General features: G+C 61.1%; 25 protein-coding genes. All 25 read left to right on the forward strand.

The window, feature by feature from the left end; translation table 11 throughout:
- The 25 genes from DXD24_RS06170 (at position 1) to rpsO (ending at position 24064) form a co-directional block, all read left to right on the forward strand.
- Positions 1–945 (forward strand): aspartate carbamoyltransferase catalytic subunit, encoded by a 945-nt coding sequence (locus tag DXD24_RS06170; RefSeq protein WP_035138537.1) that lies wholly within the window; start codon positions 1–3, stop codon positions 943–945.
- Positions 929–2218, forward strand: coding sequence for a dihydroorotase (locus tag DXD24_RS06175; protein ID WP_117564269.1), 1290 nt, complete (start codon positions 929–931; stop codon positions 2216–2218). The genes DXD24_RS06170 and DXD24_RS06175 overlap by 17 nt, the downstream gene beginning before the upstream one ends.
- Positions 2219–2334: 116 nt before the next feature.
- Positions 2335–3102 carry a dihydroorotate dehydrogenase electron transfer subunit gene (locus DXD24_RS06180; protein ID WP_117564270.1) on the forward strand — a complete coding sequence of 256 codons (768 nt, stop codon included), beginning with the start codon at positions 2335–2337 and terminating at the stop codon, positions 3100–3102.
- 14 nt (positions 3103–3116) lie between these two features.
- Positions 3117–4025, forward strand: coding sequence for a dihydroorotate dehydrogenase (locus DXD24_RS06185; RefSeq protein WP_006236128.1), 909 nt, complete (start codon positions 3117–3119; stop codon positions 4023–4025).
- Positions 4019–4735 carry an orotidine-5'-phosphate decarboxylase gene (gene pyrF, locus DXD24_RS06190; protein WP_117564271.1) on the forward strand — a complete coding sequence of 239 codons (717 nt, stop codon included), beginning with the start codon at positions 4019–4021 and terminating at the stop codon, positions 4733–4735. The genes DXD24_RS06185 and pyrF overlap by 7 nt, the downstream gene beginning before the upstream one ends.
- Positions 4736–4974: 239 nt before the next feature.
- A complete protein-coding gene (gene mihF / locus DXD24_RS06195) occupies positions 4975–5283 on the forward strand; it encodes an integration host factor, actinobacterial type (RefSeq protein WP_006236130.1) in 309 nt (102 codons plus the stop codon).
- Positions 5284–5853, forward strand: a complete 570-nt coding sequence (gene gmk, locus DXD24_RS06200; protein ID WP_006236131.1) for a guanylate kinase — start codon at positions 5284–5286, stop codon at positions 5851–5853.
- A 5-nt stretch (positions 5854–5858) separates the two neighbouring features.
- Positions 5859–6140: a DNA-directed RNA polymerase subunit omega gene (locus tag DXD24_RS06205; RefSeq protein ID WP_035138532.1), complete on the forward strand. Its 282-nt coding sequence runs from the start codon at positions 5859–5861 to the stop codon at positions 6138–6140.
- A complete protein-coding gene (gene thiI / locus DXD24_RS06210; RefSeq protein ID WP_117564272.1) occupies positions 6141–7385 on the forward strand; it encodes a tRNA uracil 4-sulfurtransferase ThiI in 1245 nt (414 codons plus the stop codon).
- A 213-nt stretch (positions 7386–7598) separates the two neighbouring features.
- A complete protein-coding gene (locus tag DXD24_RS06215; RefSeq protein WP_117564273.1) occupies positions 7599–8312 on the forward strand; it encodes a ComEA family DNA-binding protein in 714 nt (237 codons plus the stop codon).
- The gene (locus DXD24_RS06220) at positions 8309–10612 is read left to right on the forward strand and encodes a DNA internalization-related competence protein ComEC/Rec2 (RefSeq protein WP_117564274.1); all 2304 of its coding nucleotides are present in this window, start codon (positions 8309–8311) and stop codon (positions 10610–10612) included. The genes DXD24_RS06215 and DXD24_RS06220 overlap by 4 nt, the downstream gene beginning before the upstream one ends.
- A gap of 79 nt (positions 10613–10691) precedes the next feature.
- Positions 10692–11654: a DNA polymerase III subunit delta gene (gene holA, locus DXD24_RS06225; protein ID WP_117564275.1), complete on the forward strand. Its 963-nt coding sequence runs from the start codon at positions 10692–10694 to the stop codon at positions 11652–11654.
- Between the two features lie 133 nt (positions 11655–11787).
- Positions 11788–12054: a 30S ribosomal protein S20 gene (rpsT, locus tag DXD24_RS06230; protein WP_117564276.1), complete on the forward strand. Its 267-nt coding sequence runs from the start codon at positions 11788–11790 to the stop codon at positions 12052–12054.
- Positions 12055–12150: 96 nt separating this feature from the next.
- The gene (lepA, locus tag DXD24_RS06235) at positions 12151–13962 is read left to right on the forward strand and encodes a translation elongation factor 4 (protein ID WP_089573391.1); all 1812 of its coding nucleotides are present in this window, start codon (positions 12151–12153) and stop codon (positions 13960–13962) included.
- Between the two features lie 4 nt (positions 13963–13966).
- Positions 13967–15010, forward strand: coding sequence for a tRNA dihydrouridine synthase DusB (dusB, locus tag DXD24_RS06240; RefSeq protein WP_117564277.1), 1044 nt, complete (start codon positions 13967–13969; stop codon positions 15008–15010).
- 2 nt (positions 15011–15012) lie between these two features.
- Positions 15013–16245, forward strand: coding sequence for a radical SAM family heme chaperone HemW (gene hemW / locus DXD24_RS06245; RefSeq protein WP_117564278.1), 1233 nt, complete (start codon positions 15013–15015; stop codon positions 16243–16245).
- Positions 16246–16303: 58 nt separating this feature from the next.
- On the forward strand, positions 16304–17407 hold the full coding sequence (locus tag DXD24_RS06250; RefSeq protein ID WP_187362361.1) for a DnaJ domain-containing protein: 1104 nt from the start codon (positions 16304–16306) through the stop codon (positions 17405–17407).
- An 81-nt stretch (positions 17408–17488) separates the two neighbouring features.
- Positions 17489–18637 (forward strand): molecular chaperone DnaJ, encoded by a 1149-nt coding sequence (gene dnaJ, locus DXD24_RS06255; protein ID WP_117564279.1) that lies wholly within the window; start codon positions 17489–17491, stop codon positions 18635–18637.
- 9 nt (positions 18638–18646) lie between these two features.
- A complete protein-coding gene (locus DXD24_RS06260) occupies positions 18647–19939 on the forward strand; it encodes a MiaB/RimO family radical SAM methylthiotransferase (protein ID WP_117646388.1) in 1293 nt (430 codons plus the stop codon).
- Positions 19920–20906 carry a PhoH family protein gene (locus DXD24_RS06265; protein ID WP_117564281.1) on the forward strand — a complete coding sequence of 329 codons (987 nt, stop codon included), beginning with the start codon at positions 19920–19922 and terminating at the stop codon, positions 20904–20906. The genes DXD24_RS06260 and DXD24_RS06265 overlap by 20 nt, the downstream gene beginning before the upstream one ends.
- Positions 20903–21412 (forward strand): rRNA maturation RNase YbeY, encoded by a 510-nt coding sequence (ybeY, locus tag DXD24_RS06270; RefSeq protein ID WP_117564282.1) that lies wholly within the window; start codon positions 20903–20905, stop codon positions 21410–21412. Before DXD24_RS06265 ends, ybeY begins: the two co-directional genes overlap by 4 nt.
- Before the next feature lie 9 nt (positions 21413–21421).
- On the forward strand, positions 21422–21799 hold the full coding sequence (locus tag DXD24_RS06275) for a diacylglycerol kinase family protein (RefSeq protein ID WP_117564283.1): 378 nt from the start codon (positions 21422–21424) through the stop codon (positions 21797–21799).
- Positions 21800–21811: 12 nt separating this feature from the next.
- Positions 21812–22882, forward strand: a complete 1071-nt coding sequence (gene era, locus DXD24_RS06280) for a GTPase Era (protein ID WP_199407898.1) — start codon at positions 21812–21814, stop codon at positions 22880–22882.
- A 15-nt stretch (positions 22883–22897) separates the two neighbouring features.
- A complete protein-coding gene (recO, locus tag DXD24_RS06285) occupies positions 22898–23647 on the forward strand; it encodes a DNA repair protein RecO (protein ID WP_117564284.1) in 750 nt (249 codons plus the stop codon).
- Positions 23648–23785: 138 nt separating this feature from the next.
- Positions 23786–24064: a 30S ribosomal protein S15 gene (gene rpsO, locus DXD24_RS06290; protein ID WP_006235963.1), complete on the forward strand. Its 279-nt coding sequence runs from the start codon at positions 23786–23788 to the stop codon at positions 24062–24064.
- Positions 24065–24094: the final 30 nt, after the last annotated feature.

Consider the following 24094-nt stretch of genomic DNA (forward strand, 5'->3'; position numbering starts at 1 on the left):
GTGGCGTTCAACCATAAGCACCTGATCGACATTACCGAGTACTCCGAAGAGGACATCAAGCTCATCCTCGAGACCGCCAAGGCGTTCTCTGAGGTCAACGAGCGTGCGATCAAGAAGGTCCCCACGCTCAAGGGCAAGACCATCGTCAACATGTTCAACGAGCCCTCGACGCGCACCCGCAGCTCCTTCGAGCTCGCCGAGAAGCGCCTTTCGGCCGACAGCCTCAACTTTGGCGGCTCCTCGACCTCCACGGTCAAGGGCGAGAGCCTCGTCGACACCGTCGAGACCCTCAACGCCTACAAGATTGATTGCATCGTCGTTCGCGATAAGCACGCCGGTGCTCCCTACATCGTCACGCAGAACTCGCCCGCGAGCGTCATCTGCGCCGGCGACGGCAAGCACAACCACCCCACGCAGGCCCTGCTCGACCTGTACACCATCTGGGAGCACAAGGGTGACTTCCACGGTCTGAAGGTCGCCGTCGTCGGCGATATCGCGCACTCCCGCGTGTGCGGCTCGCTGATCCCCGCACTTAAGATCATGGGCTGCGAGACCTACGCCGTCGCCCCCGGCACGCTGCTGCCGCCGGCGCCCGAGGTCCTGGGCTGCGACCACGTGACGAGCGACCTCGATTCCGTCCTGCCCGAGCTGGACGTCGTCTACATGTTGCGCGTGCAGCAGGAGCGCCTCGAGGGCGCACCGTTCCCCACGATTCGTGAGTACCACAAGCTCTTCGGTCTGACCAAGGACCGCGAGAAGCTCATGAAGCCCGATGCGATTATCTGCCACCCGGGCCCCATCAACCGCGGCGTTGAGTTCGACTCCTATATGGCCGACCACCCGCAACGCTCCGTCATCCTGGAGCAGGTCTACGCCGGTATCTGCGTGCGTATGGCTATCCTGTATCTGCTGCTTGGAGGTGCCGATAATGGCCTTGCTTCTTAAGAATGCCCACGTCGTCGATCCGTCCGTCGAGCTTGACGGTGTCGTCGACGTCCTGATCGACGGTGACAAGATCGCCGAGGTCGGCGAGAACCTCGCCGCCGAGGGAGCCGAGGTCCGCGACCTTTCCGGCAAGTATCTCGTCCCCGGCCTGGTGGATATGCACGTGCATCTGCGCGAGCCTGGCTACGAGGTCAAAGAGGACATCGAGAGCGGCACCCGCGCTGCTGCCAAGGGCGGCTTCACCGGCGTGTGCGCCATGCCCAACACCGACCCCGTTACCGATAACGGAACCGTCGTTGAGTTCGTCAAGTCCCGCGCTGCCGAGGTCGGCCACTGCCGCGTCTATCCTTCTGGTGCTATGACTCGCGGCCTTAAGGGCGAGGCTATGTCCGAGATGGGCGATATGGTCGCCCACGGCGCCGTCGCCTTCACCGATGACGGTCGCGGCGTGCAGGGTGCGGGCATGCTCCGTCGCTGCATGGACTACGGCAAGATGTTCGGCAAGGTCTTTATGAGCCACTGCCAGGACGAGGATCTGGTCGGCCACGGCCAGATCAACGAGGGCAAGGTCTCGACCCGTCTGGCCCTCGAGGGTTGGCCGGCCGCCGGCGAGGAGCTTCAGATTGCCCGCGACATCGAGATTGCCAAGCTGACCGGTGCCAAGCTGCACATCCAGCACATCTCCACCGCTCATGGCCTGGAGCTCGTGCGTGCCGGTAAGGCTGCCGGTGTCCAGGTGACCTGCGAGGCCACCCCGCACCACATGTTCCTGACCGAGAACGACCTGGACGAGACCTACAACACCTCGCTCAAGGTCAATCCGCCGCTGCGCACCGACGAGGATGCCGAGGCCATCCGTCAGGGTGTCATCGACGGTACCGTCGACGCTATCGTTACCGACCACGCTCCCCACACCCCGTGGGAGAAGGCCCGCGAGTTCGAGCTCGCGCCCTTTGGAATGATTGGCCTCGAGACTTCGCTGTCGCTCGTGCTCACTGAGCTGGTCAACACGGGCAAGATGAGCGTGAGCCGCATGGTCGAGCTCATGGCCATCAAGCCGCGTGAGATTCTGGGCCTCGATCAGGTTCAGGTCAAGGCGGGCTCTGTCGCCGACCTGACCGTGTTCGACCCCTCCGCAACCTGGACGGTTGGCGAGGACGGTTACGAGTCGCGCGCCGAGAACTCCGGTTTTGCCGGCCGCACGCTCACCGGTCGTGCCACCGATGTATTTGTCGGTGGCAAGCAGACGCTCGCCGACGGCTGCATCTGCTAGCATAGCCTTATCGCTTTTGTGCGCGGCGCCCTTGCGGTGCCGCGCTTTCTGTTCGTTTAGACCATGCAACCGCATGGGGGATTGGAGCGTCTATGCCCACACCTTCCACTGCACGCATGCACGACTTCGAGGTCGTCTCGAACCGGGAGATCGCCGACGGCATCTTCTCGCTCGTCATCTCGGCCCCCAAGCTTGCAAGTGCGCTCAAGCCCGGTCAGTTTGTGAACATCGCCGTCCCCGGCGATGCGTCTTCTCTGCTTCGTGTGCCCTTGAGTTTCTACCGCGCCGACGCCGAGGCCGGCACCGTCGAGCTGTGGTACGCCGTCGTGGGCGACGATACCCGCCGTTTGTCCCAGATGGGCCCTGGCTCCACCTCTAACCTGTTGGGCCCCGGTGGCCGTGGCTGGATGGTACCCGAGGGCACCAGGAAGGCACTGCTCGTCGCCGGTGGCATCGGCGTTCCGCCTGTGCTGTGTCTTGCCGGCATGCTTGCCGAGCAGGGTGTTGATGTGGACGTGTGCCTGGGCTTCGGCACCGCTTCCAAAGTCGTGGGTGTCGATGAGTTCCGCGCGCTGGGCGCCACGGTTAACGTGTGCACCGACGACGGTTCGCTCGGCACGCACGGTTTTTGCACCGATCCGGCAGCCGAGCTGCTTGGAGAGGGCGGCTACGACTACGTCGCCAGCTGCGGCCCCGCCGTCATGATGAAGAAGGTCGCCGCCGCTGCCGCCGAGGCCGGTGTGTACTGCGAGGTGTCGCTCGAGCGCATGATGAGCTGTGGCTTTGGCGCCTGCAACACCTGCAATGTCGAGACGGTCGACGGTATGAAGGGTGCTTGTATGTGCGGCCCCGTGTTCGATGCTTCCAAGGTGGTGGTCTTCTAGTGGGTACCGTGAACATGGCCGTCGATTTCGGCGGCGTCAAGATGCAGAACCCCATTAACACCGCAGCCGGTACCTTTGGCTACGGTTGGCAGTTCCAGAACTTCTTTGATGTTTCCCAGCTGGGCGCCATTACCACCAAGGGCTGTGCCGCCGAGCCTTGGCCGGGCAACCCTGCGCCCCGCATGGCCGAGATTCCTGGCGGTATGATCAACTCCGTGGGCCTGCAGAACCCCGGTGTCGCCGCCTTTGCCCGTGAGTCCGGCCCGTGGCTCGAGCAGCTGTCCAAGGACGGTTGCCAGGTCATTTGCCAGGTTGCCGGGCATTCCGTTGATGAGTTTGTGCGCGCGCTCGAGATGTATGTCGAGCTATGCCCCTGGGCTGCCGGCTACGAGATCAACGTGAGCTGCCCCAACATCGCCGCCGGCGGTGCCGCCATGGGCTCTACGCCCGAGGGCGCCTCTTCCGTCATGGCCGCCTGCCGTAAGGTGACCGATAAGCCGCTGTTCGTCAAGATGGCTCCGGTTAACGTCGCCGAGATTGCCAAGGCTCTCGAGGCCGCGGGAGCCGACGGCCTTTCGGTCATTAACTCCATCCAAGGCATGGCCATCGATGTTCATACCCGCAAGTCCCGCGTGGCCAAGCCCAAGGGCGGCCTTTCTGGCCCGCTTTGCCACCACATCGCCGTGCGCATGGTCTGGGAGGTTGCCCAGGCCGTCGATATCCCCATCAACGGTGTCGGCGGTGTCATGACTGGCGAGGATGCGGCTGAGTTTATCCTGGCCGGCGCCACCTGCGTGTCGGTCGGCATGGCCAACTTCGTCGATCCGTGTGCTTCGCTTAAGATCGCGCATGAGCTCGAGGCCTGGGCCGAGTCCCAGGGCGTAAAGGACATCAACGAGCTGGTGGGTGCTTTCGAATGCTAGAGAATGATGCCCGCGACCGTGTTATCGTCGCCCTCGACTGCGACCGTGAGCGCGCGCTCGAGCTCGCCCACGAGCTTTCGGGCCATGCCGCCTGGCTCAAGGTCGGCATGACGCTCTATTACGCTGAGGGTCCCCAGATCGTCAAGACCTTTAAGGACCTTGGCTTTAAGGTCTTCCTCGACCTTAAGTTCCATGACATTCCGCATCAGGTGCGCGGCGCTGCCCGCTCGGCCTCGCTTGCCGGTGCCGACCTGCTTTCGGTCCACGGCCTGGGCTCGGGTGCTATGCTCGCTGCCTGCCGCGAGGGTGCCGAGGAGGCGCGTGAGGACCGCGCCAAACTCGTCGCCATCACCGTGCTCACGAGCATGAATCAGGATGCCTTGAGCGAGATCGGCGTCGAGTCGCCCGTGGCCGAGGAGGCCGCCCGCTTGGCAAAGCTTGCTCAGGCCAACGGCATCGATGGCATCGTGTGCTCACCGATGGAGGCTCACGACATGCGTGAGCTGCTGGGTCCTGATGCCCTGATCGTGACTCCGGGTGTGCGTCCGGTGGGTGCCGCCCTTGGCGACCAGTCCCGCGTGGCGACGCCTTCCCAGGCTATCGAGCGTGGCGCAAGCCACATTGTGGTGGGCCGTCCCATCACCGGTGCCGACGATCCGGTTGCCGCCTTTGACGCCATCGTCGCCGAGCTGGTCGAAAACGTCGCGTAAAAGATTCCCCTAAGTCACCACTTTTGGGTCTCATTAGCACAAAATAGCCCCTGTGCCTGCGTAAACTTTCCCATCCTTTGTGTGGAATCGCAGGTCAGGGGCTTAACTTTGGGCGCAGTATATTGCACTTTTTGCGGGTATCGTCTAACCTATGGAGCCGCGATTAGGCATTTTGTACGTTCTACGTGCTAAAATGCCAATTATTGAATCAGATATAACCCAACTATTTGGAGGTACGAATGGCACTCCCTCAGCTTACCGACGAGCAGCGCAAGCAGGCTCTTGAGAAGGCTGCTGCCGCACGTCACGCCCGCGCTGAACTTCGCGAGCAGATCAAGAAGGGCGAGAAGTCCCTCGAGTCCGTGCTCAACTCCGATGACCCCATCGCTTCCCGCATGAAGGTTTCCACCCTCATCGAGTCTCTCCCCGGTTATGGCAAGGCCAAGGCCGCCAAGATCATGGAGGAGCTCGGTATCTCCGCTACTCGTCGCGTCCAGGGCCTCGGCGTCCGTCAGCGCGAGCAGCTCCTCGAGCAGCTGACCAAATAAGTGAGCGCTCAGGATTCCAAGCTCTTTGTGATTTCTGGACCGTCAGGCGCAGGCAAGGGTACGCTCGTCACTCGTGTGCGCGAGCGCCGCTCGAACCTGGGTCTGACGGTTTCGGCTACCACGCGAGCACCACGCAAAGGTGAGGTCGACGGCGTCAACTACTTTTTTCTGACGCGCGAGGAGTTCGACCGCCGCGTGGCAAACGGTGAGTTTGTTGAGTGGGCCGAGGTCCACGGTAACTGCTACGGCACGTTGGTGAGCGAGGTCACATCCAAGCTCGCCTCGGGCGCGTCTCTGATTTTGGAGATCGATGTCCAGGGCGCCCTGCAGGTGAAGGAGCGTTTCCCCGAGGCCGTGTTGATCTTTATCAAGCCGCCTTCGCTTGAGGTGCTCCGCGAGCGTCTAGTCGGTCGCGGTACCGAGACGCCCGAGACGATTGAGCTGCGTATGGCAAACGCCGCCGATGAGCTTGCCCTTGCCGACCGCTACGACGACGTCGTGGTGAATGACGATCTCGACCGCGCGACCGATGAGCTCGTTCGCGTTCTCGATATGCATGAAAGGATCTGAGGTCCGTGTCCGTTGTAAAGCCTTGCATTGACGATCTTCTGGAGAAGACCGATCACAACCGCTTCCTGCTCGCTTCGCTTGCCTCCAAGCGCGCCTGCGACATCAATAGCATGCTGCGTGGCCAGCACAACCGCGTGCTTGCCGTCCAGGATGTCGATGACATCACCATCGGGCTTTCCGGTGCCGATACCATCTCGATGGCTATGGACGAGATTGTCGACGGCGACATCTCTTACGACGAGGCCCGTTACGAGAAGGCGCTCGGCCATAAGGTTGCTGAAGCCTAAATGGCAGCTCGCGTTTGCCTGGTCCACTATCACGAGGTTGGACTGAAGGGCAAGAACCGCGCACATTTTGAGCATATCCTCATGGATAACATCAAGGCGGCCTTGGCCGCCTTTTCCGTGAACGCCGTGTCTCGAATTTCCGGTTATATCCTCGTGACCTTTAACGAGCATCAGGCCGACGAGGCGGCGCGTGTCATTCGCACCGTCCCCGGCGTTGCCCGTGTGTCTATGGCGTATCACACCAACCGCGACCCGCAGGAGTACTGCGCCGCCGCCGTGAAGGCACTGCGCGAGTTTGGTTCCTTCGATTCGTTTAAGGTGCACGCCAAGCGCTCCAATACCGACTATGAGCTCACCTCGATCGATATTAATCGTCAGGTGGGCGAGGTACTGTGTGAGGCCTTCCCCGATAAAAAGGTTCAAATGCACGACCCCGATGTGATGGTGCACGTACTGGTGGTCCAGGGTAGCGTTTATGTGTACGCGCGCTCCGAGCGCGGCGTGGGCGGTCTGCCGGTGGGTTCTGCCGGCAAGGTCGTGACGCTGCTGTCGTCGGGTATCGATTCTCCGGTGGCGACCTGGATGCTCGCGCGTCGCGGCGCGGTGTGCGTGCCGGTGCATTTCTCCGGTCGTCCGCAGACGCCTGATACGAGCGAGTATTTGGTGCAGGACATCATCCGTGCGCTTGAGCCGGGTGTCCAGATCGGCCGCCTGTACGTGGTGCCGTTTGGCGACTGCCAGCGTGAGATTTCGGTCACCTGCCCCAGCAACCTGCGTGTGATCATGTATCGTCGCATTATGTATTCGGTTGCCGAGCGCATTGCGCGCATCGAGGGCGCCAAGGCCATCGTTACGGGCGAATCGCTTGGGCAGGTTGCCTCCCAAACGCTTGAGAACATCATGGCCGTCAACGAGGCCGTGAAGATCCCCGTGTTCCGTCCTCTCATCGGTTCGGACAAGCAGGAGATCATCGCGCGTGCTGAGGAGATCGGTACGTTCGATATCTCGACTGAGGCCGCTCCCGACTGCTGCACGCTGTTTATGCCGCGCCGACCCGAGACGCACGCTAAACTCGATGCCGTGCATGAGGCCTGGGAGTTGTTCGATCATGAGGAGATGATCGAGCGCCTGCTCAAGCAGACCGAGTACATCGACTTCGAGAGCAACACGTATAAGGCCCCTAAGACCTTAAAACGCAAACATTCGGAGCTTGCTCCGCGTGAGATTTACCAAGATTACGAGTAAATTTGTGCATAGACCGACGATGCGCCTGCATCGTCGGTCTTTTGCTATCTGGGCATTTTGCGGCTAAGCGTTCATTTGCTGACGTGTGCCTGAATAAATGGACAGATTTGTGCAAGGTTTTGGTCGGTTTTTGGTTTGACCGCAAAAACCGGTTTTGGGGCGTGGCTGTTGTGGAGCTCCTTTCCTGACACGATGGTGTTGGGAGGTTTTGCTATGGCGCAGCGCGAACAACACGAACGAGTCAAAAAGATGGACCGCTGGGCGGGCAAACTGCTCGGTCATAAGGCAGTGGTGATGGCGATACTGGTCGTCATTGCGATGGCGAGTGGGCTGGCGATGGCGAACCTTGGCGGCGGTGCCGGCGGTGTGTCGTTTGAGCGCACTGATGGTTCGGGCACGTTAGTGGAGCCGGGATCCGGCGATGCTTCGAGCGGAAAGACATCCGAAGGCTCTTCGCCTAAGGCGTCTGCCGCGGCAGAGGTTTATGTCGATGTTGATGGCGCCGTGGTGTCACCCGGTGTATATCGCCTCAAAGACGGGGCGCGGGTGGCTCAGGCGATTGATGCCGCCGGCGGACTGGCGCCCGAAGCAGACGTTACGGGGCTTAATCGTGCATCCAAGGTCACTGATGGACAAAAAATTCACGTTCCAACGGTAGGGGAGCAGCAGGCGTCCATTGCGGAAGCCGGTGTTGATGGTGGGACTTCCGCATCGTCGGGCGTTAGTGGCGCAACAGGCCTAGTAAACATCAATACGGCAAGCGCAGAAGAGCTGCAGACGCTTTCGGGCATCGGCCCCTCCATGGCCCAGTCGATTATCGATGAGCGGACAAAGAACGGTGCTTTCGCCTCGGTTGACGATCTGATGCGTGTGTCGGGAATCGGCGAGAAGAAGCTTGCCAAAATCAAAGATTGCATCTGCGTATGAGCGCGACCGAGCGCGAGCACGTGATGCCTCCGCGACCCCTGATTCCGTGGACGATGGCCCTGTGTGCCGGCATGTGCGTGAGCTGCGCCTTGGTGCTCAGCATAGCCGCTGATGCGCTGCTGAGGGAGCGGGCGACGGCGGTCGGGCCGCTATGGGCCATTCCCGTTGCGGCAGCGGTTTTCGTTGTGCTGGCTCACTCTTGTGCGCGGCTTGCCCCTTTGAAGCGGTGGCTGTATGCCGCGTCCGCCGGTCTCGTGGCGGGAGCGGTCGTCTCGGCGTGGTGGGCTGTGGGTGTGCTCAGCGCCTCGAAGGCGCTCGACGGTCGAGCGGCAAGCGGCCTCGAGTTTGTCGTGCAGGGTGATCCATCCATAAACGACGACGTGTATTCCTATACCTGCGAGGCACGCGCGGACGGTAAGAACTTGGCAACGGTTCGCCTATCGTGTGATCGTGAGCTCAAGGTCGGGGCGCACGTGCGTGTTATCGGTCGCGTTTCGCGTTTTGAGAACGAGGCATATGGACGATCGCGCGTGCTCCGAGGCGAGGTGCGTAAGGTTAAAGCCGTTCGGATTGTGTCGGTCGATGAGGGTTCTCCGGGGCCGCTGCTTCGGCTGCGAAATGGGCTGCTTGCGTCCATCGCGCCTGCGACCGACCCGGCGCGTGCGCTCATAGCCGGTGTCGTCTGCGGTCGTTCGGCCGAGCTGCGCGCCCAGCCGGCGGGCGACTGGTTTTCTGTGACGGGAACGGCACATCTTATCGCCGTCTCGGGCAGCCATTTGGCTATCGTGGGGTTTGTAATCGAGGGCGTATTGCAAAAGACTCGGTGCTCACGTGGTCTTCAGCGGGCGATATTGGCGATAACGCTTGTGGGCTACGCTGCATTTACGGGCGCGTCTCCCTCGGCCGCGCGCGCGTGCTGCATGGTGTTCGTGACGCTTGTCGTAAACGACGCGGGGCGTCGTCGGCACGGTGCATCGGCACTCTTCGTAACCATGTCCATCTTTGTTCTACTGCGGCCGACGGTGCTGTTCGAGATGGGCTTTCAGCTTTCATGTGCCAGCGTCTTTGCCATCCTGTGCTTTTGCCCCTATGCGACCTACGCTTTGGGTGAGCTGGGTGTGCCATCGGGCATTGCCAGCATGCTTTCCGTCACGCTGTGCTCGCAGTTGGCGACGCTCCCCATTACCATTCCTGCCTTCGGTACGTTCTCGCTCATTGCTCCGCTGGCAAATGCGGTCATCGGTCCGGTGGTGAGCGTACTGCTTGCTGTGTCGATCGTGCTGGTTCCCTTTTCGCTCGTGGCACCGTTGCGGACTTGGGTGCTCGCTGTGCCCATGATTGCCGCCCGTTGCGCGCTATTCTTCGAGCAGCTGTTTGCCGCCGTGCCGGGTGCATCTGTGAGTGTGCCGCCCGATAGCATGTGGATTTACCTAGCGCCGTGTTTGCTGGCGGCTCTGCTGGTCAGGTGGCCGCGTCCCCGTGCACGTCCTATGGCGGTGGGGCTTGCATGTCTGGTGCTCTTGGCTGCGATTCCGTACGTCTACTGGGATCGATTCGCTCCGCCTTCGGTGACGGTGTTCGATGTGGGCCAGGCCGATGCGATTCTTATCCGCCAGGGCGGCGCAGTAGCGCTCGTCGACTGCGGGCTCGACGAGCGCGTGGTGGCGGCTTTGGTTCGCAATAACGTGCACCATATCGATGCCGTCTTTGTGACGCATTGGGATGAGGATCACTGGGGTGGTCTTCCCGATGTGCTCGAACAGTTTTCGGTTGGAACGATTGCCGTTGCGGCGGATGCGCTGGAGGATGCTCCTGCCGAGGTATTGAACCGACCTGGCGTGGAGTATCGGCAGGTGCGCCGTGGGGATACGGTCGATATCGGCTCATTTTGCGCCCGCGTGATGTGGCCATTCGAGTCCGTGGATGGCGAGGGAAATGAGGATTCGCTTGTCCTGCTGCTCTCTTATGTTCAGAAAGGCAAGGGCCTGCGTCTGCTCCTCACCGGTGATGCCGAGCTCGACCAAGAACGGGAATTCGTGCAGGAGGTGGGGGATATCGATGTCCTTAAACTTGGGCATCACGGCTCTAAGGTTTCAGTCGACGGTGAGTTACTGGACGTCCTGAAGCCCGAGCTTTCCCTCGCGAGCGCGGGCGAGGGGAATCGATACGGCCATCCGTCCGATGCCTGCATCGATGCCGTTAAGGAAGCGGGCGGCGTGTTCGCGTGCACTATCGAACACGGCGACATTACCGTCACGCCGACTGCGAATGGCTTTGCGATGCGATGCCAGCGATCGTGACGACCGTCGTTGGCGTGTGGTGGGCCCCTGGGCTAGAATGGCACGGAGCGAATACGAAGGCCTGCGGGAGGGGAGCGCAATGTCCGAAACCGGTCTGCTGCCGGCATATCTGATCGTCGGTACCGACGGCGTCAAGCGCGATCACGCCGTCTCGCGTATGAAAGCTCGCTTGGAAAAGTCGGGTATGGTTGAGTTCAACCTCGATGAACGCGACATGACCAAAGACCCCGATATCGAGTCGATCATTGGCTCGCTCAATACCTTTCCCATGGGCAGCGAGTTTCGCCTGGTAATCCTTGACGGCTGCTCCAAGCTTGCCAAGGCGGTTTCCGAGCCGCTCGTCGAGTATCTGGCGAGTCCAAGTCCCACAACGGTCTGCCTTATTATCGCCGATTCGCTCGCCAAGAATACGCGCCTGTACAAGGCGATCGCCAAGATTGACAAGAAGGCCGTCATCGATTGCTCGGGCACCAAGCGCTGGGAGCTCCCACGCCGCGTGCAGCAGATGGCGACGCAACACGGCAAGTCCATCTCGGCGGCGGCCGCCGAGGAGCTCGTCTCGCGCTCGGGCGAGAACACCCGCATGCTCGATAACGACTTGGCTAAGCTTGCCCAGATGGTCGAGGCGCCCCAGATTGAGTTTGCCGACGTTGAGCGCTGGATTGTACGTACGGCCGAGGTTCAACCCTGGGACTTTCTCAATGCGGTCTCGGCCCGTGACATGCGACGCTCGCTCGAGCTCTTCAATCTACTGCCCGCCAAGAGCTACGTGTGGACTTACACATTGCTGTGCGGCCGCATCCGCGAGCTTATCGTTGCCAAGGCGCTCGATGCGCGCGGACAGGGTCGTGAGCTGGCCGCAACACTTAAGCTCCAGTCCTGGCAGGTCAAGAATCACCTGACCTGGGCACGTCGCTTTTCGATGGCAGAGCTCGTTGCCGCGCTCGAGAGCGCGGTCGATGTGGAGCTCGCGCTGAAGGGTTCGGCCGATTCTCAGACCGCGCTTTTGCTCTGGATTACGAACATCTTGAGAAAATCGTGATGATACCTGCCTATTTGACAAATTCATTCTATCCCTTTGAGGGGGAGCGTGCTATAGTAGGCGCTTGCATGACCTCACCGTGTCTCAGAGGTGTCATACATTTTTTGCAAGGAACTCGAAAGGAACTCCAGAAGTGGCAAACATCAAGTCTCAGAAGAAGCGTATCCGCACCAATGAGGCAGCTCGCATGCGTAACAAGGCTGTCAAGTCCGAGCTCAAGACGCTGACCAAGCACGTCCAGTCCGCCGTCGCCGAGGGCGACGTCGAGAAGGCCCAGGCTGCCCTCAAGACCGTCACCAAGCGTCTCGACATGGCTGCCGCCAAGCATGTTATCCACAAGAACCAGGCTTCCAACCGCAAGTCCGGTCTTGCCAAGCTCGTGAACAGCATCAACGCCTAAGTTGTAAATTTCACACCACACAGATTACGCGCATAAATGGAGCCTGTTTTATGGAACAGGCTCCATTTTTTGTACCGCTCGGGTAAGATAGTCCGCATGAATACTTCAATTGACATTTCCCACATCCGCAACTTCTCAATCGTTGCGCACATCGACCATGGCAAGTCCACGATCAGCGATCGCATCCTCGAGCTCACCCATACCGTCGACGAACGCGACATGGAGTCGCAGCTGCTCGACACCATGGATATCGAGCGCGAGCGCGGCATCACGATCAAGTCCAATGCCGTTCGCGTGTCCTATGACGCCGACGATGGCGAGACGTATCAGTTCAATCTGATCGATACGCCGGGCCACGTTGACTTTACCTATGAGGTCTCGCGCTCGCTGGCAGCCTGTGAGGGCGCGGTGCTCGTTGTCGACGCCACGCAGGGCGTCGAGGCGCAGACTGTCTCCAACGCGACGCTCGCCATGAACGCCAATCTGGACATTGTGCCGGCCATCAACAAGATCGACCTGCCCTCTGCCCATCCCGATGAGGTTAAGACCGAGATCGAGGATGACCTGGCGATTCCCGCCGATGATGCCGTGTGTGTCTCGGGCAAGACCGGCGAGGGCATCCATGATCTGCTGGAGTCCATTGTCTTTTTGATCTCTCCGCCCAAGGGCGATGCGAACGCGCCGCTCAAGGCACTCATTCTGGATTCGTACTTCGACGAGTATCGTGGCGTCGTCGCCACGGTGCGCGTCTTTGACGGCTCCATCAAAAAGGGCGATACCCTGCGCATGATGCAGGCAGAGGGCGACTTTTTGGTCGACGGCGTGGGTGTCAAGCGTCCTGCCGAGACCCCGGTTGACGCGCTGACGGTTGGCGAGGTCGGCTATGTGGTCACGGGCCTGAAGGACCCCGAGGCCGTTCGCGTGGGCGACACCCTTACCTGGGCGTCGAACCCCTGCCCCGAGCCGCTTCCGGGTTACCGCGAGGCCAAGCCCATGGTCTATACGGGCCTGTTCCCAATCGATAACAAGGACTACGAGAACCTGCGTGACGCGCTCGATAAGCTGCACGTTAACGACCCATCGTTGGTGTGGGAGCCCGAGACCTCGGTGGCGCTCGGCTTTGGCTTCCGCGTGGGCTTCTTGGGCCTGCTACACATGGAAGTCGTCAAGGAACGCCTGGAGCGCGAATTCAACCTGGACCTCATTGCCACGAGCCCCTCGGTCGACTATCACGTCTACAAGACCGACGGCGAGATGATCGATGTCCGCAGTCCGCAGGACCTTCCCGAGGCCACCCGCATCGATCGTATTGAGGAACCCTACCTCAAGGCAAAGATCATCTGCCCGCCTGAGTACACGGGTGCCGTCATGCAGCTCGCCATCGAGCACCGCGGCGTCACGACCGACATGATCCACCTGACGAGCAAATCGGTCGAGATGCGCTTTGATATGCCGCTCGCCGAGCTCATCTTGGACTTCTTCGATCAGCTCAAGAGCCGCACCAAGGGTTACGCCTCGCTCGACTATGAGTTCAACGAATATCGCCCCTCTGAGCTCGTCAAGCTCGACATCCTGCTTTCGGGCGACGAGGTGGACGCGCTTTCGTTTATCGTCCATAAGGACAAGGCATATGGCCTGGCCCGTGGCCTGTGCGACAAGCTCAAGGAGATCATCCCGCGTCAGCTGTTCGAGGTGCCCATCCAGGGTGCTATCGGCAACAAGATCATCGCCCGTTCCACCGTCAAGGCCCGTCGCAAGGACGTTCTTGCTAAGTGCTACGGCGGCGATATCTCGCGTAAGCGCAAGCTGCTCGAGAAGCAGAAAGAGGGCAAGAAGCGTATGAAGGCCATCGGATCGGTCGAGGTCCCGCAGGAGGCCTTTATGGCGATCCTCAAGGTGGACGAGTAGGTCTATGGCTCTTTCCGAATATAGTCTGCGGCTGCTGGGCGCCTATGCCGAGCAGCCGTTCCTTATGGCTCCCATGGCGGGCGTGACCGACCCTGCCTATCGCATCATGTGTCGCCGCCGCGGTGCCAACCTTGCCTACAGCGAGATGGTGAGCGTGGCAGGCCTTGCCTATGCCAGTAATAAGACGTGGCGCCTGGTGCTACCGGCCGACGAGGAGCAGCAGATTTGCGTGCAGCTCTTTGGCTCCAAGCCCGATCAGTTTGCGAGCGCCGTCGCCGCCGTCGAGGAGCGCGTTGGCGATCGCCTGTCGCTCATCGATATCAATATGGCATGTCCCGCCCGCAAGGTCGTTACCAAGGGCGAGGGCTCGGCGCTCATGCGCACGCCCGACCTGGCCGAGAAGATCGTCGAGGCCACGGTTGGCGCGGCGCACGTGCCCGTGACCGTCAAGATTCGCAAGGGCTTTTATGCCGAGGACCGCAATGCCGCGACATTTGCCCAGATGCTTGAGAGTGCAGGGGCTGCCGCAGTCGCCGTGCATGGTCGTTGCGCCACGCAGCTCTACACGGGCCAGGCCGATTGGTCGGTCGTCGATGAGGTCGCAGATGCCGTTGAGATTCCCGTGATCGGTTCGGGTGATGTGTTCACCGCCGAGGATGCCGCGGTGCATCTGCGAAACTCGGGTGCCAGCGCGGTGTTTATCGCGCGCGGCATCTACGGGAACCCGTGGGTGTTTGGCGATGCTCGCGCTCTTGCGCTCGATGGCACACCGGTGCCGGCGCGCAGCTCTGTCGAGCGCCTGGACGCCCTGCGTGAGCACCTAACGCTGACGCATGAGCTCCTGCCGCTCATGTCGCGTGCCCGTACGTACGCAAGCTGGTACTTAAAAGGCATGCCCCATGCCGCCGCTTGGCGTGCCCATGTGGTGCGCTGCTCCACGTATGAGGAGTTTATGGCGCTGGTCGATGAGATCGAGCATGATGTGGTGGCCTGCGAGGCTGCCCTTGCCGCCGGCGAATCGGTGCCCCCTCATCCGCTGGAGGCTTAAGGGTGGCCGTTACCGCGCTGTACGTGCACGTGCCGTTCTGTGCCCAAAAGTGCCGCTACTGCGACTTCGACTCGCGCAGCTTTGCTTCGTGTGATTTGGATGCCGCGCTCGATTCCTATTTTGAGCAGTTGTTCGCGCGTCTCGATGCTTTTGGCAAGGCTGGGGCCCTCGACCAGATCCGCACCGTCTATGTTGGCGGCGGCACGCCGTCGCTGGCGGGGGAGCGCCTGGTGGAGCTGGCGCGGCGTATTCGTGCGTGGTGCGCCCCCGTTGAGTTTACCTGCGAGGCCAATCCCGAGTCGCTGACCGCCGAGCTTGCTACTGCGCTTGCCAAGGTTGGCGTCACACGCGTTTCTCTGGGCGTGCAAACGCTCGATAACACCGAACTTACCGCCATCGGCCGCATTCACGATGCCGATCGGGCGCTCGCCGCCATCGCGACGGTCAAGGACGCTGGGCTTGACGTGTCGTGCGACCTTATGTGCGGACTTCCCGGGCAGACCGCAGCGAGTTGGAAGCGTACGCTCGAGGGCGTGCTGGCGGCGGTTCCGCATCATGTGTCGGTTTACCCGCTCACGCTCGAGGTGGGGACGCCCCTCTATCGCATGGCGTGCCGTGACGAGTCGCTCGAGCCCGACGAGGATTTTCAGGCCGCCTGCATGGACGTGGCGCGCGAGCTCCTGAGTGTCGCCGGCTATCACCCGTATGAGGTGGCGAGCTACGCGCTCGACGGCCATGAATGCGCCCATAACATTGCCTACTGGACCGGACGGGGCTACCTGGGCCTGGGCCGTTCTGCCGCCGGTATGCTTGATACTGGGGATTTCGACCGTCTTGCAGGTTTGTTCCCCGGCGTGTCTGCTCGAGGCGACGCGTACCGTGTGCGTTTGGTTCAGCGCGACGATGACGCGACGTCGTTTGAGGCCGAATACCTGTCGCAGCGAGAGGCTGCGGCCGAAGACCTGATGCTCGCTTGTCGCATGACGCGCGGTATTGCGTCCGACCTGTTGGTTCGCGCGGCTCGTGTCATCCCGGCCGATGAGCTGACAGCCGCTTGTGATCGCGCGCTCGAATTGGGTCTTGCCACTTGGGCGCCCGAGACGCTCGGGGTCCATGAGGGACCCTTTACTTCGGCAGATGTCGTCGCGGGCCATGTTCGAGCTCGTTTAGCACCGACACACTTGGGCTGGCTCGATGGAAATGTTCTGTTCGAGCTGTTTTGGGATCTAGCTTAGGCCGCTCGGGTAGAATTACCGGAATATATACGCTGCTGTGAGCAGGAGGTTGCCGCGCATGGCGACGATGAACGAAAAAGATTACTACGAGATTCTAGGTGTCTCCAAGGACGCCACCTCGCGTGATATTCAAAAGGCCTTCCAGCAAAAGGCCCGTAAGCTCCATCCGGACGTCAACAAAGAGCCGGATGCCGAGGAAAAGTTTAAAGAGGTTTCCGAGGCCTACGCCGTGCTTTCGGATGAGCAAAAACGTGCGCGCTACGATGCCATGCGTTCTGGCAATCCCTTTGCCGGTGCCCCTACGGCTTCGCCCTATGGTGGCGGCTATGCCGGCAACACGGGCTATGGCAATCCCTTTGAGGGCGGCTTTCCTTTTGGCGGTGCCTGGGGCCAGCAGCGTCGCGGCCAGGCTGCCTACAATCCCGAGAACGGCGCCAACGTGGTCGTCGATATCAAACTGGACGCCAAGGAGGCCAAGGACGGTGCCCGCAAGACCGTCCGCTATACGCGCTTCGATACCTGTGGTCACTGCGGCGGCTCGGGTTCTGTCTCCTCCGAGCATGCCCATACCTGCCCGAGCTGCGGTGGCCGCGGGCACATCGACGTCGACTTGTCCTTCCTGTTTGGTGCGGGCACGTTCCAGTCGGTCTGCCCCGAGTGCGGCGGTTCCGGTAAGGTCGTGGCCGACCCCTGCCCCGATTGCGGTGGCAGCGGTCGTACTCGCGTAACCTCCGAGCAGACGATTGAGTTTCCTGCCGGCACGCACGATGGCGACGAGGTCCGCATTAGCGGCATGGGTCACGCCGGCACTAACGGTGCCGCTGGCGGTGATCTAGTCGGCCGTGCCCATGTCGAGTCCGAGCGCTTGGAAGGCAAAGCTCGTACCGGTTTTTACCTGATGGGCATCGTGGCGCCGTTTTTGGTACTCTCGGCCATCTCGGGCGTGTTCTCGGCCTTTGCCGTGATGTGCTTTATTCCGTTTACCATGGGCCTGTTCATGGTGCTTTCGGACGGCGTGCTTCATCGCAGCCTGCTGTGGTGGAAGCGCGGTGCGATGCAGTTTGCCAACGGTTTTGCCAATGGCTTCATGTTCGCGCTCGTGTCGGTTTGGTTCGCGAGCTGCTCGCAACGGGCCATGCTTTCGCCTTACGGAATGCAATAACATCAAACCCTCTGTTTGCGGTTGGCCCAGCTTGGGTATAGGACGCACTGTGACAATAATGAAAGTCGGAAGGATTCGGTCGTGTCGGAAAATAGGGATTACTACGAGGTACTTGGCGTCGACAAGGATGCCGACGCGCGGACGATCAAGCGCGCGTTTCTAAAGAAGGCCCGTACCGTACACCCGGACGTTTCGGACGACCCCGAGGCCGAGGCCAAGTTCAAGGAGCTCAACGAGGCCTATTCCGTTCTTTCCGATGAGCAGAAGCGTGCTAACTACGACCGTTACGGCACTGCCGACGGCCCTGGTGGTTCGGGCTACGTCGATATCAACGATATCTTTGGTGGTATGGGCATGGACGACTTGTTCTCGTCGTTTTTTGGCGGCGGTGCCGGCGGTGGCGCCCGCAGCCGTCGCGAGCGTCGTCGCGGTCGTGACATGGCCATCTCGCTTTCGGTGACGCTCGAGGAGGCGGCGCTCGGCTGCAAAAAGACAATCAGCTATGACCGCCTTGCTCCTTGCGAGGACTGCAATGGCACCGGTAGGGCAGAGGGCGCACAGGAAAAGCAGTGCGGCCGCTGCCACGGCACGGGCTATGTCACGACGGTTCAGCGATCGTTTTTGGGCCAGGTTCAGTCTTCCTCGCCTTGCCCCGACTGCCATGGCGAGGGCACGGTTATCGACCATCCCTGCGAGACCTGCGATGGTCAGGGCCGCACGCCTTCGCACGAAAAGATCGACATCGATATTCCCGCCGGCGTTTCGACCGGTCGCCAGCTGCGTGTGAGCGGCTTTGGCGAGGCCGGCCTTCGCGGCGAGCCTTCGGGCGACCTGATTGTCAACGTGCGCGTCGCCGACCATGAGCGCTTTAAGCGCAACGGTGATGACCTGTACCTGGTGAGCGATATCTCGATTGCGCAGGCTGCGCTCGGCTGCGAGATCGAGGTCGAGGGCATTATGCCCGACGAGGTCGTTAAGGTGACGGTTCCCGCCGGCGCCCAGTACGGCGACACCGTGAGCGCCAATAATTACGGCATGCCGCGCATTGGCGGTGGCGGTTCGCGTGGCCGCCTGTTCGTGCAACTGCGCGTGGTCGTTCCCACCAATCTTTCCAATAAGCAACGCGAGCTGCTCCGTGCTTTTGCCGATGAGATGGGCGATGACGTCGCTTCCGGTAAGAAGTCGGTGACCGACCGTATCAAGAGTGCCCTCGACGATATCCTCGATTAAGGAGCCCGCGTGCTCGCACCCCATATTTCCGTCGTCAACCTCGGCTGCCGTGTCAACCGGGTTGAGTCTGACCGTATCACTGCCGATCTTATGCGCCTGGGCTTTGCTATGGTGGAGCCCCACGATGCCGATCTGATCGTCATTAACACCTGTGCCGTTACGGGCGAGGCCGAGGCCAAGACCCGTAAGGCCGTCCGTCATGCGCTGGCCCATCCAAACGAGCCCTATGTGATCGTGACCGGATGCGTGGTCAATTTGCATCCCGAGGAGCTGTTGGAGCTTTCGGATCGCGTGATCGCCGAGCCGTCCAAGATCGATGTCGCCGAACGTGTCTGCGAGGTGCTGGGCGTTGAGTCCGATAGCGTTCCCGCCTGCAGCGATGGCGAGGTGGTCGATGCGCTCGGTCGCTCTCGCCTGGGCGTGAAGATCCAGGACGGCTGCAACCATCGCTGCACCTATTGCATTGTGTGGAAGGCGCGCGGCCCCGAGCGCTCCGTGCCCGTCGAGTCCGTTCTCGAACAGGTGCGCGAAGCCCAGGAGGCCGGCGTGCCCGAGGTGGTGCTGACCGGTGTGAACCTGGGTGCCTACGATGGCAAGAGCGCGACCGACGAGCATGTCGAAATCGACGAGCTGCTCGAGGCCATCATGGAGCGCACGACTATTGCGCATGTGCGCATTTCCTCGGTCGAACCCATGGATATCTCTGAGCGCCTGCTTAAGGTTATGGCGCGCTATCCGCAGCGTATTGCCCCGTTTTTGCACCTGCCCGTACAGTCCGGCTGTACGGCGACGCTGCATCGCATGGGTCGTCCCTATAGTGCCGAGGCCTTTGAGGACATGGTGCGCATGATTCGCGCCATCCTGCCGCAGGCGTCTCTTTCGTGCGACGTCATCGTCGGTTTTCCTGGTGAGACGGACGAGGAGTTCGAGGAGTCGCTGGCGCTGTGCCGCCGCGTGGGGTTCTCGCGTATGCACGTGTTCCGCTACAGTAAGCGTCCCGGTACCCTTGCTGCCGACATGCCCGACCAGGTGCCGCCCGAGGTTATGGCCGAGCGCAGCCGCCGTATGCGAGACGCGGCGCAGGAGCTCGCTATTGCCGATGCTCGTCGTCGCGTGGGCACTGTCGAGCGTGCCGTGCTCGAGTATGGTGACAACCTGACGCTCGGTTCGTTCCATCATGCCCGTCTTGACGATACCTGTGGACTTACAGCCCCGTGCCTGCTCGATGTTGCTATCATCGGAGTCGATGATTCCGGCTTGGTCCATGCGCGCAGGGAGGTCCATGGAAGCCTCGAAGATTAGACTTACCGTTCCCGAGGGAGTTGATCCCTCGCGTGTTTTGGGCGCCGGCGACGGCGTCCTTCGTGCGCTCGAGAGCTTGGTTCGCGCTCACGTGGTCGCCCGTGGCGATAGCATCTCCGTGAGCGGCGACCCGGACGAGGTCGAGCTCGTGGCTTGCTTTTTCGAACATGCTTTTCGCGAGGCGGCGGCCGGTCGTACCCTGTCTGCCGACGATGTCTCGCGTTGCCTGGCCGTCTTGCGCGACGGCGAGCATGAGGCCACATCGCTTCGCGATGACGTGCTGCTTTCATACCGCGGTCGTGTCATTCGTCCCAAGACGCTTGGGCAAAAGCGCTATGTGGATGCCATTCGCTCGCATACCATCACCTTTGGCTTGGGTCCTGCCGGTACCGGTAAGACCTATCTGGCCATGGCGCTCGCCGTTGCCGCGCTCAAGCACCATGAGGTGGGCCGTTTGATCTTGACGCGTCCGGTTGTCGAAGCAGGGGAGAACCTGGGCTTTTTGCCCGGCACCCTCGAGGAAAAGATCGATCCTTACATGCGCCCGCTCTACGATGCCCTTTTTGACATGATGGATCGTGAGCGCACCGATGAGCTTATGGAGCGCGGCGTGATCGAGATCGCCCCGCTCGCCTACATGCGCGGTCGTACGCTGAGCGATGCTTTCGTGGTGCTCGACGAGGCGCAAAATACCACGCCCGAGCAGATGAAGATGTTCCTGACACGCCTTGGATTCAACTCCAAGTTCGTGATTACCGGCGACCTCAGCCAGCGCGACCTGGTGGGTCGTCGTGGTGGCTTGGCGGATGTCGAGAAGATTTTGGGCCGTGTCGACGATGTGGCGTTTGCACACCTGGAGCGCGCCGATGTGGTGCGCCATGCCCTGGTGGGTCGTATCGTCGAGGCATACGATGCTTATGATGACGTGCGTGAGCAGCGCTCGCGCGACCGAAAGGAGTCCCGTTGAGTGTATTGATCAGCAACGATGCCGAGCTCGATACGCTGCTCGACGCGCAGGAAGTGGAGCACATCTGCGAGGTTGTGCTTGCCGCCGAGGGCGTTGAACGTGAAGTCGAGATTTCCCTTTCGTATGTCGACGAGGACGAGATGCACGAGCTCAACCACGAGTGGCGTGGCATCGACCGCACCACCGATGTGCTCTCGTTTGAATGCGACTCGGCCTTTGACGAGGATATTCCCGCCGACGAGACGCTCGAGCTCGGCGATATCATCTTGGCCCCGCAGGTCATTGCCCGTCAGGCCCCCGGCTTTGGCAATAGCCCTGCCGACGAGTGCCGCCTGATGCTCGTACACGGCATGCTGCACCTGCTGGGGTATGACCATATCGAGGACGACGAGGCCGAGGTCATGGAGGCCCGCGAGGACGCCATCCTGCGCGATCTGGCGCTCGAGCGCGGCGAGGACCCCAAGCTAGTCCACGTCGGCCCCATCACCAACCACGCCCACGACTAGGAGCCGTCTATGATTCCCGGATCGAACAAGGACCATCCGTCCTTCTTAAAGTCCTTTTCCTACGCCATGGAGGGCTTCGTCACCGCCGTCAAGACCGAGCGCAACATTAAGGTCATGCTCGTGGCGGGCGTGTGCACTGTCATTGCCGGCTGCATTGTGGGGCTCGACGTTGCCGAGTGGGCTACGATTATCATCTGCTGTGGCCTGGTGATTCACGGCGAGCTGTGCAACACCGCTATGGAGGCCATCGTCGACCTAGCGACCCAGGAGCTCCATCCGCTGGCCAAGCGTGCGAAGGACATCGCCGCCGCCTCTGTATACGTTCTTTCCATCACCGCCGCGATTGTGGGCGTGCTGGTATTTGCCCACGCGCTCGGCTTTATTTAGAAAGGGATTCCCATGTCCGACAATATGCAGCCTACCGATGAGATTTTGGACGACGAGTCCCTGGACGAGGCTGAAGGTGCCGATTCGTTTGACGAGGCCGAGGAGTTCGACCCGTTTGAGGGCATGAGCGATGAGGAGCTCGACGCCCTGTGCGACGAGGGCGACAGCCTCGCGGGCTTTGGTGACGTGGAGCCCGGTTTCCGCAGCGGCTTTGTGGCCCTGGTCGGACGCCCCAACGCCGGCAAGTCCACGCTGCTTAATGCCTGCTATGGCAAAAAGGTCGCCATCACCTCGCCGGTGGCACAGACGACCCGCCGTCGCATGCGCGCCGTCGTCAACCGTCCCGGCTACCAGCTGGTCTTTGTCGATACCCCGGGTATTCATAAGCCCAAGGACGGTCTGGGATCCGAGCTCAACAAGAGTGCGTTGTTCGAGCTGAACGATGTCGATGTTGTCGCGTTTTTGATTGATGCCACTAAACCGATTGGCAGGGGAGACGCCTGGGTTGCCGAGCGTGTCAAGAATGCCCGTTCCAAGAAGGTCCTGGTGCTCACCAAGGCCGATGAAGCCGACCCCGCACAGGTCATGGAGCAGCTTAAGGCCGCCCACGAGCTTATGGAATATGACGACGAGATCGTGACGTCGTCGGTCAAGAACTTTAACGTCGATGCCTTCATCGAGACCGTTGCGCACTTTTTGCCCGAGGGTCCGCGTTGGTTCCCCGAGGACATGGGTACCGACGCTTCCGATGAGACGCTCGTTGCCGAGTTTGTGCGCGAGAAGGTTTTGCGCCGCACCCGCGATGAGATCCCGCACTCCGTGGGCGTGATTTGCGATGCGCTTGAGCAGACCAAGAAGGTGCTGCGCGTGCACGCCACAATTTACGTCGAGCGCGAGGGCCAAAAGGGCATCATCATCGGCAAGGGCGGCGAGATGATCAAACATATCGGCATCGACGCCCGTCGCGACCTTGAGCGCATCTTTGGCACCCAGGTCTTTTTGGAGCTGGACGTGAAGGTCAAGGCCGGCTGGCGTGACGACGAGGCCCAGATTCGCCGCTTTGGCTATAACGCCGAGGATTAGGGACACGCGGCGCGAATGGCAGGTTCTCGTACATATCGTACGAAGGTGCTCGTCCTCGATAAGACCAAGCTCAAAGAGACGGACCTGATCCTGACGATGCTTGACGAGCGGGGTCGGCAGGTTCGTGCCGTGGCAAAGGGCGCGCGCAAACCCGGTGGACGCCTGGCTGCGCGCTGCGAGCTGTTCTGTACCGTCGATATGTTGCTCGCGCATGGACGCTCGCTCGACGTTGTTTCTCAGGCCGAGCTTTTGGAAGCGCCGGTTGGCGCCGCGCCCGATTACGAGACGACCTGCGCCGCAAGCGCGATTGCCGAGGTCGCGCGCGTGTGCTCATTCGAGGACGCCGAGGACCCGTTCACCTTTGCCATCACGCAGCGAGCGCTTGCCCTGGTGGGCAGCGGGCTCGACGCGGCGCATATGGATCTACTTGTGGCGGCATATGTCTTTAAGCTGCTGTCGCACGTTGGCTACCGACCCGATTTCTCGGCATGCGTCTCGTGCGGCGATCCCATGCTCTCGTATTTCTCGGCCCAAGCCGGCGGGCTTCTGTGCGGGTCATGCGCGTCGAGCATTCCGGGTGCCGAGCTGGTGTCGACCGGCGAGGTCGCATGGCTGCGCGCTCTGATGTCCATGACGTTCGATGAGCTCATGGCCGAGCGAATCGATCCGCATACGGCTGCTTTTTTGCTGGGGCTTTCGCATGTTTGGGCCGCCACGCACACCGATCAGCGGCTCCGTGCGATGGAATTCATGTTGGGTCGGTGATGATACGCAGGCGCGCGCCGCTTGTGGTAACATACCGACCTGTTGGTACCTCGACCTTGGATGTTCGCTCCACCGGCGGCTTCCCAGTTCGAGGCGAATAGAGTCGCCCACGGGCGACGCGAAACGAAAGGTGAAACAATGACTGTTTCCAAAGAGCGCAAGGCGGAGCTGACCGCCCAGTTCGGTAACTCCCCGGTCGATACCGGTAACCCCAAGGTTCAGGTCGCCATCCTGTCCGAGCGCATCAAGGAGCTGACCGAGCACATGAAGTCCCACCAGAAGGACTTCCACACCCGTCGTGGCCTGCTCATGCTCGTTGGCCGTCGTCGTCGTCTTCTCTCCTACATCAAGAAGAACGACATCGTCGAGTACCGTGAGCTCATCAAGGCTCTGGGCATCCGCGACAACATCCAGTAAGGATTTGTACATGCTAAGAGCGTCCTGCGC

Origin of the sequence: Collinsella sp. TF12-2AT (assembly GCF_003436735.1) — a bacterium.
GTDB lineage: Bacteria > Actinomycetota > Coriobacteriia > Coriobacteriales > Coriobacteriaceae > Collinsella.

Bases quoted from the DNA above. Each gene is read 5' to 3' on its own strand.
- DXD24_RS06175 (WP_117564269.1), top strand. From the start codon at position 929: ATGGCCTTGCTTCTTAAGAATGCCCACGTCGTCGATCCGTCCGTCGAG.
- DXD24_RS06180 (WP_117564270.1), top strand. From the start codon at position 2,335: ATGCACGACTTCGAGGTCGTCTCGAACCGGGAGATCGCCGACGGCATC.
- DXD24_RS06185 (WP_006236128.1), top strand. From the start codon at position 3,117: ATGGCCGTCGATTTCGGCGGCGTCAAGATGCAGAACCCCATTAACACC.
- pyrF (WP_117564271.1), top strand. From the start codon at position 4,019: ATGCTAGAGAATGATGCCCGCGACCGTGTTATCGTCGCCCTCGACTGC.
- mihF (WP_006236130.1), top strand. From the start codon at position 4,975: ATGGCACTCCCTCAGCTTACCGACGAGCAGCGCAAGCAGGCTCTTGAG.
- thiI (WP_117564272.1), top strand. From the start codon at position 6,141: ATGGCAGCTCGCGTTTGCCTGGTCCACTATCACGAGGTTGGACTGAAG.
- DXD24_RS06215 (WP_117564273.1), top strand. From the start codon at position 7,599: ATGGCGCAGCGCGAACAACACGAACGAGTCAAAAAGATGGACCGCTGG.
- DXD24_RS06220 (WP_117564274.1), top strand. From the start codon at position 8,309: ATGAGCGCGACCGAGCGCGAGCACGTGATGCCTCCGCGACCCCTGATT.
- holA (WP_117564275.1), top strand. From the start codon at position 10,692: ATGTCCGAAACCGGTCTGCTGCCGGCATATCTGATCGTCGGTACCGAC.
- lepA (WP_089573391.1), top strand. From the start codon at position 12,151: ATGAATACTTCAATTGACATTTCCCACATCCGCAACTTCTCAATCGTT.
- dusB (WP_117564277.1), top strand. From the start codon at position 13,967: ATGGCTCTTTCCGAATATAGTCTGCGGCTGCTGGGCGCCTATGCCGAG.
- DXD24_RS06250 (WP_187362361.1), top strand. From the start codon at position 16,304: ATGGCGACGATGAACGAAAAAGATTACTACGAGATTCTAGGTGTCTCC.
- DXD24_RS06265 (WP_117564281.1), top strand. From the start codon at position 19,920: ATGGAAGCCTCGAAGATTAGACTTACCGTTCCCGAGGGAGTTGATCCC.
- DXD24_RS06275 (WP_117564283.1), top strand. From the start codon at position 21,422: ATGATTCCCGGATCGAACAAGGACCATCCGTCCTTCTTAAAGTCCTTT.
- era (WP_199407898.1), top strand. From the start codon at position 21,812: ATGTCCGACAATATGCAGCCTACCGATGAGATTTTGGACGACGAGTCC.
- recO (WP_117564284.1), top strand. From the start codon at position 22,898: ATGGCAGGTTCTCGTACATATCGTACGAAGGTGCTCGTCCTCGATAAG.
- rpsO (WP_006235963.1), top strand. From the start codon at position 23,786: ATGACTGTTTCCAAAGAGCGCAAGGCGGAGCTGACCGCCCAGTTCGGT.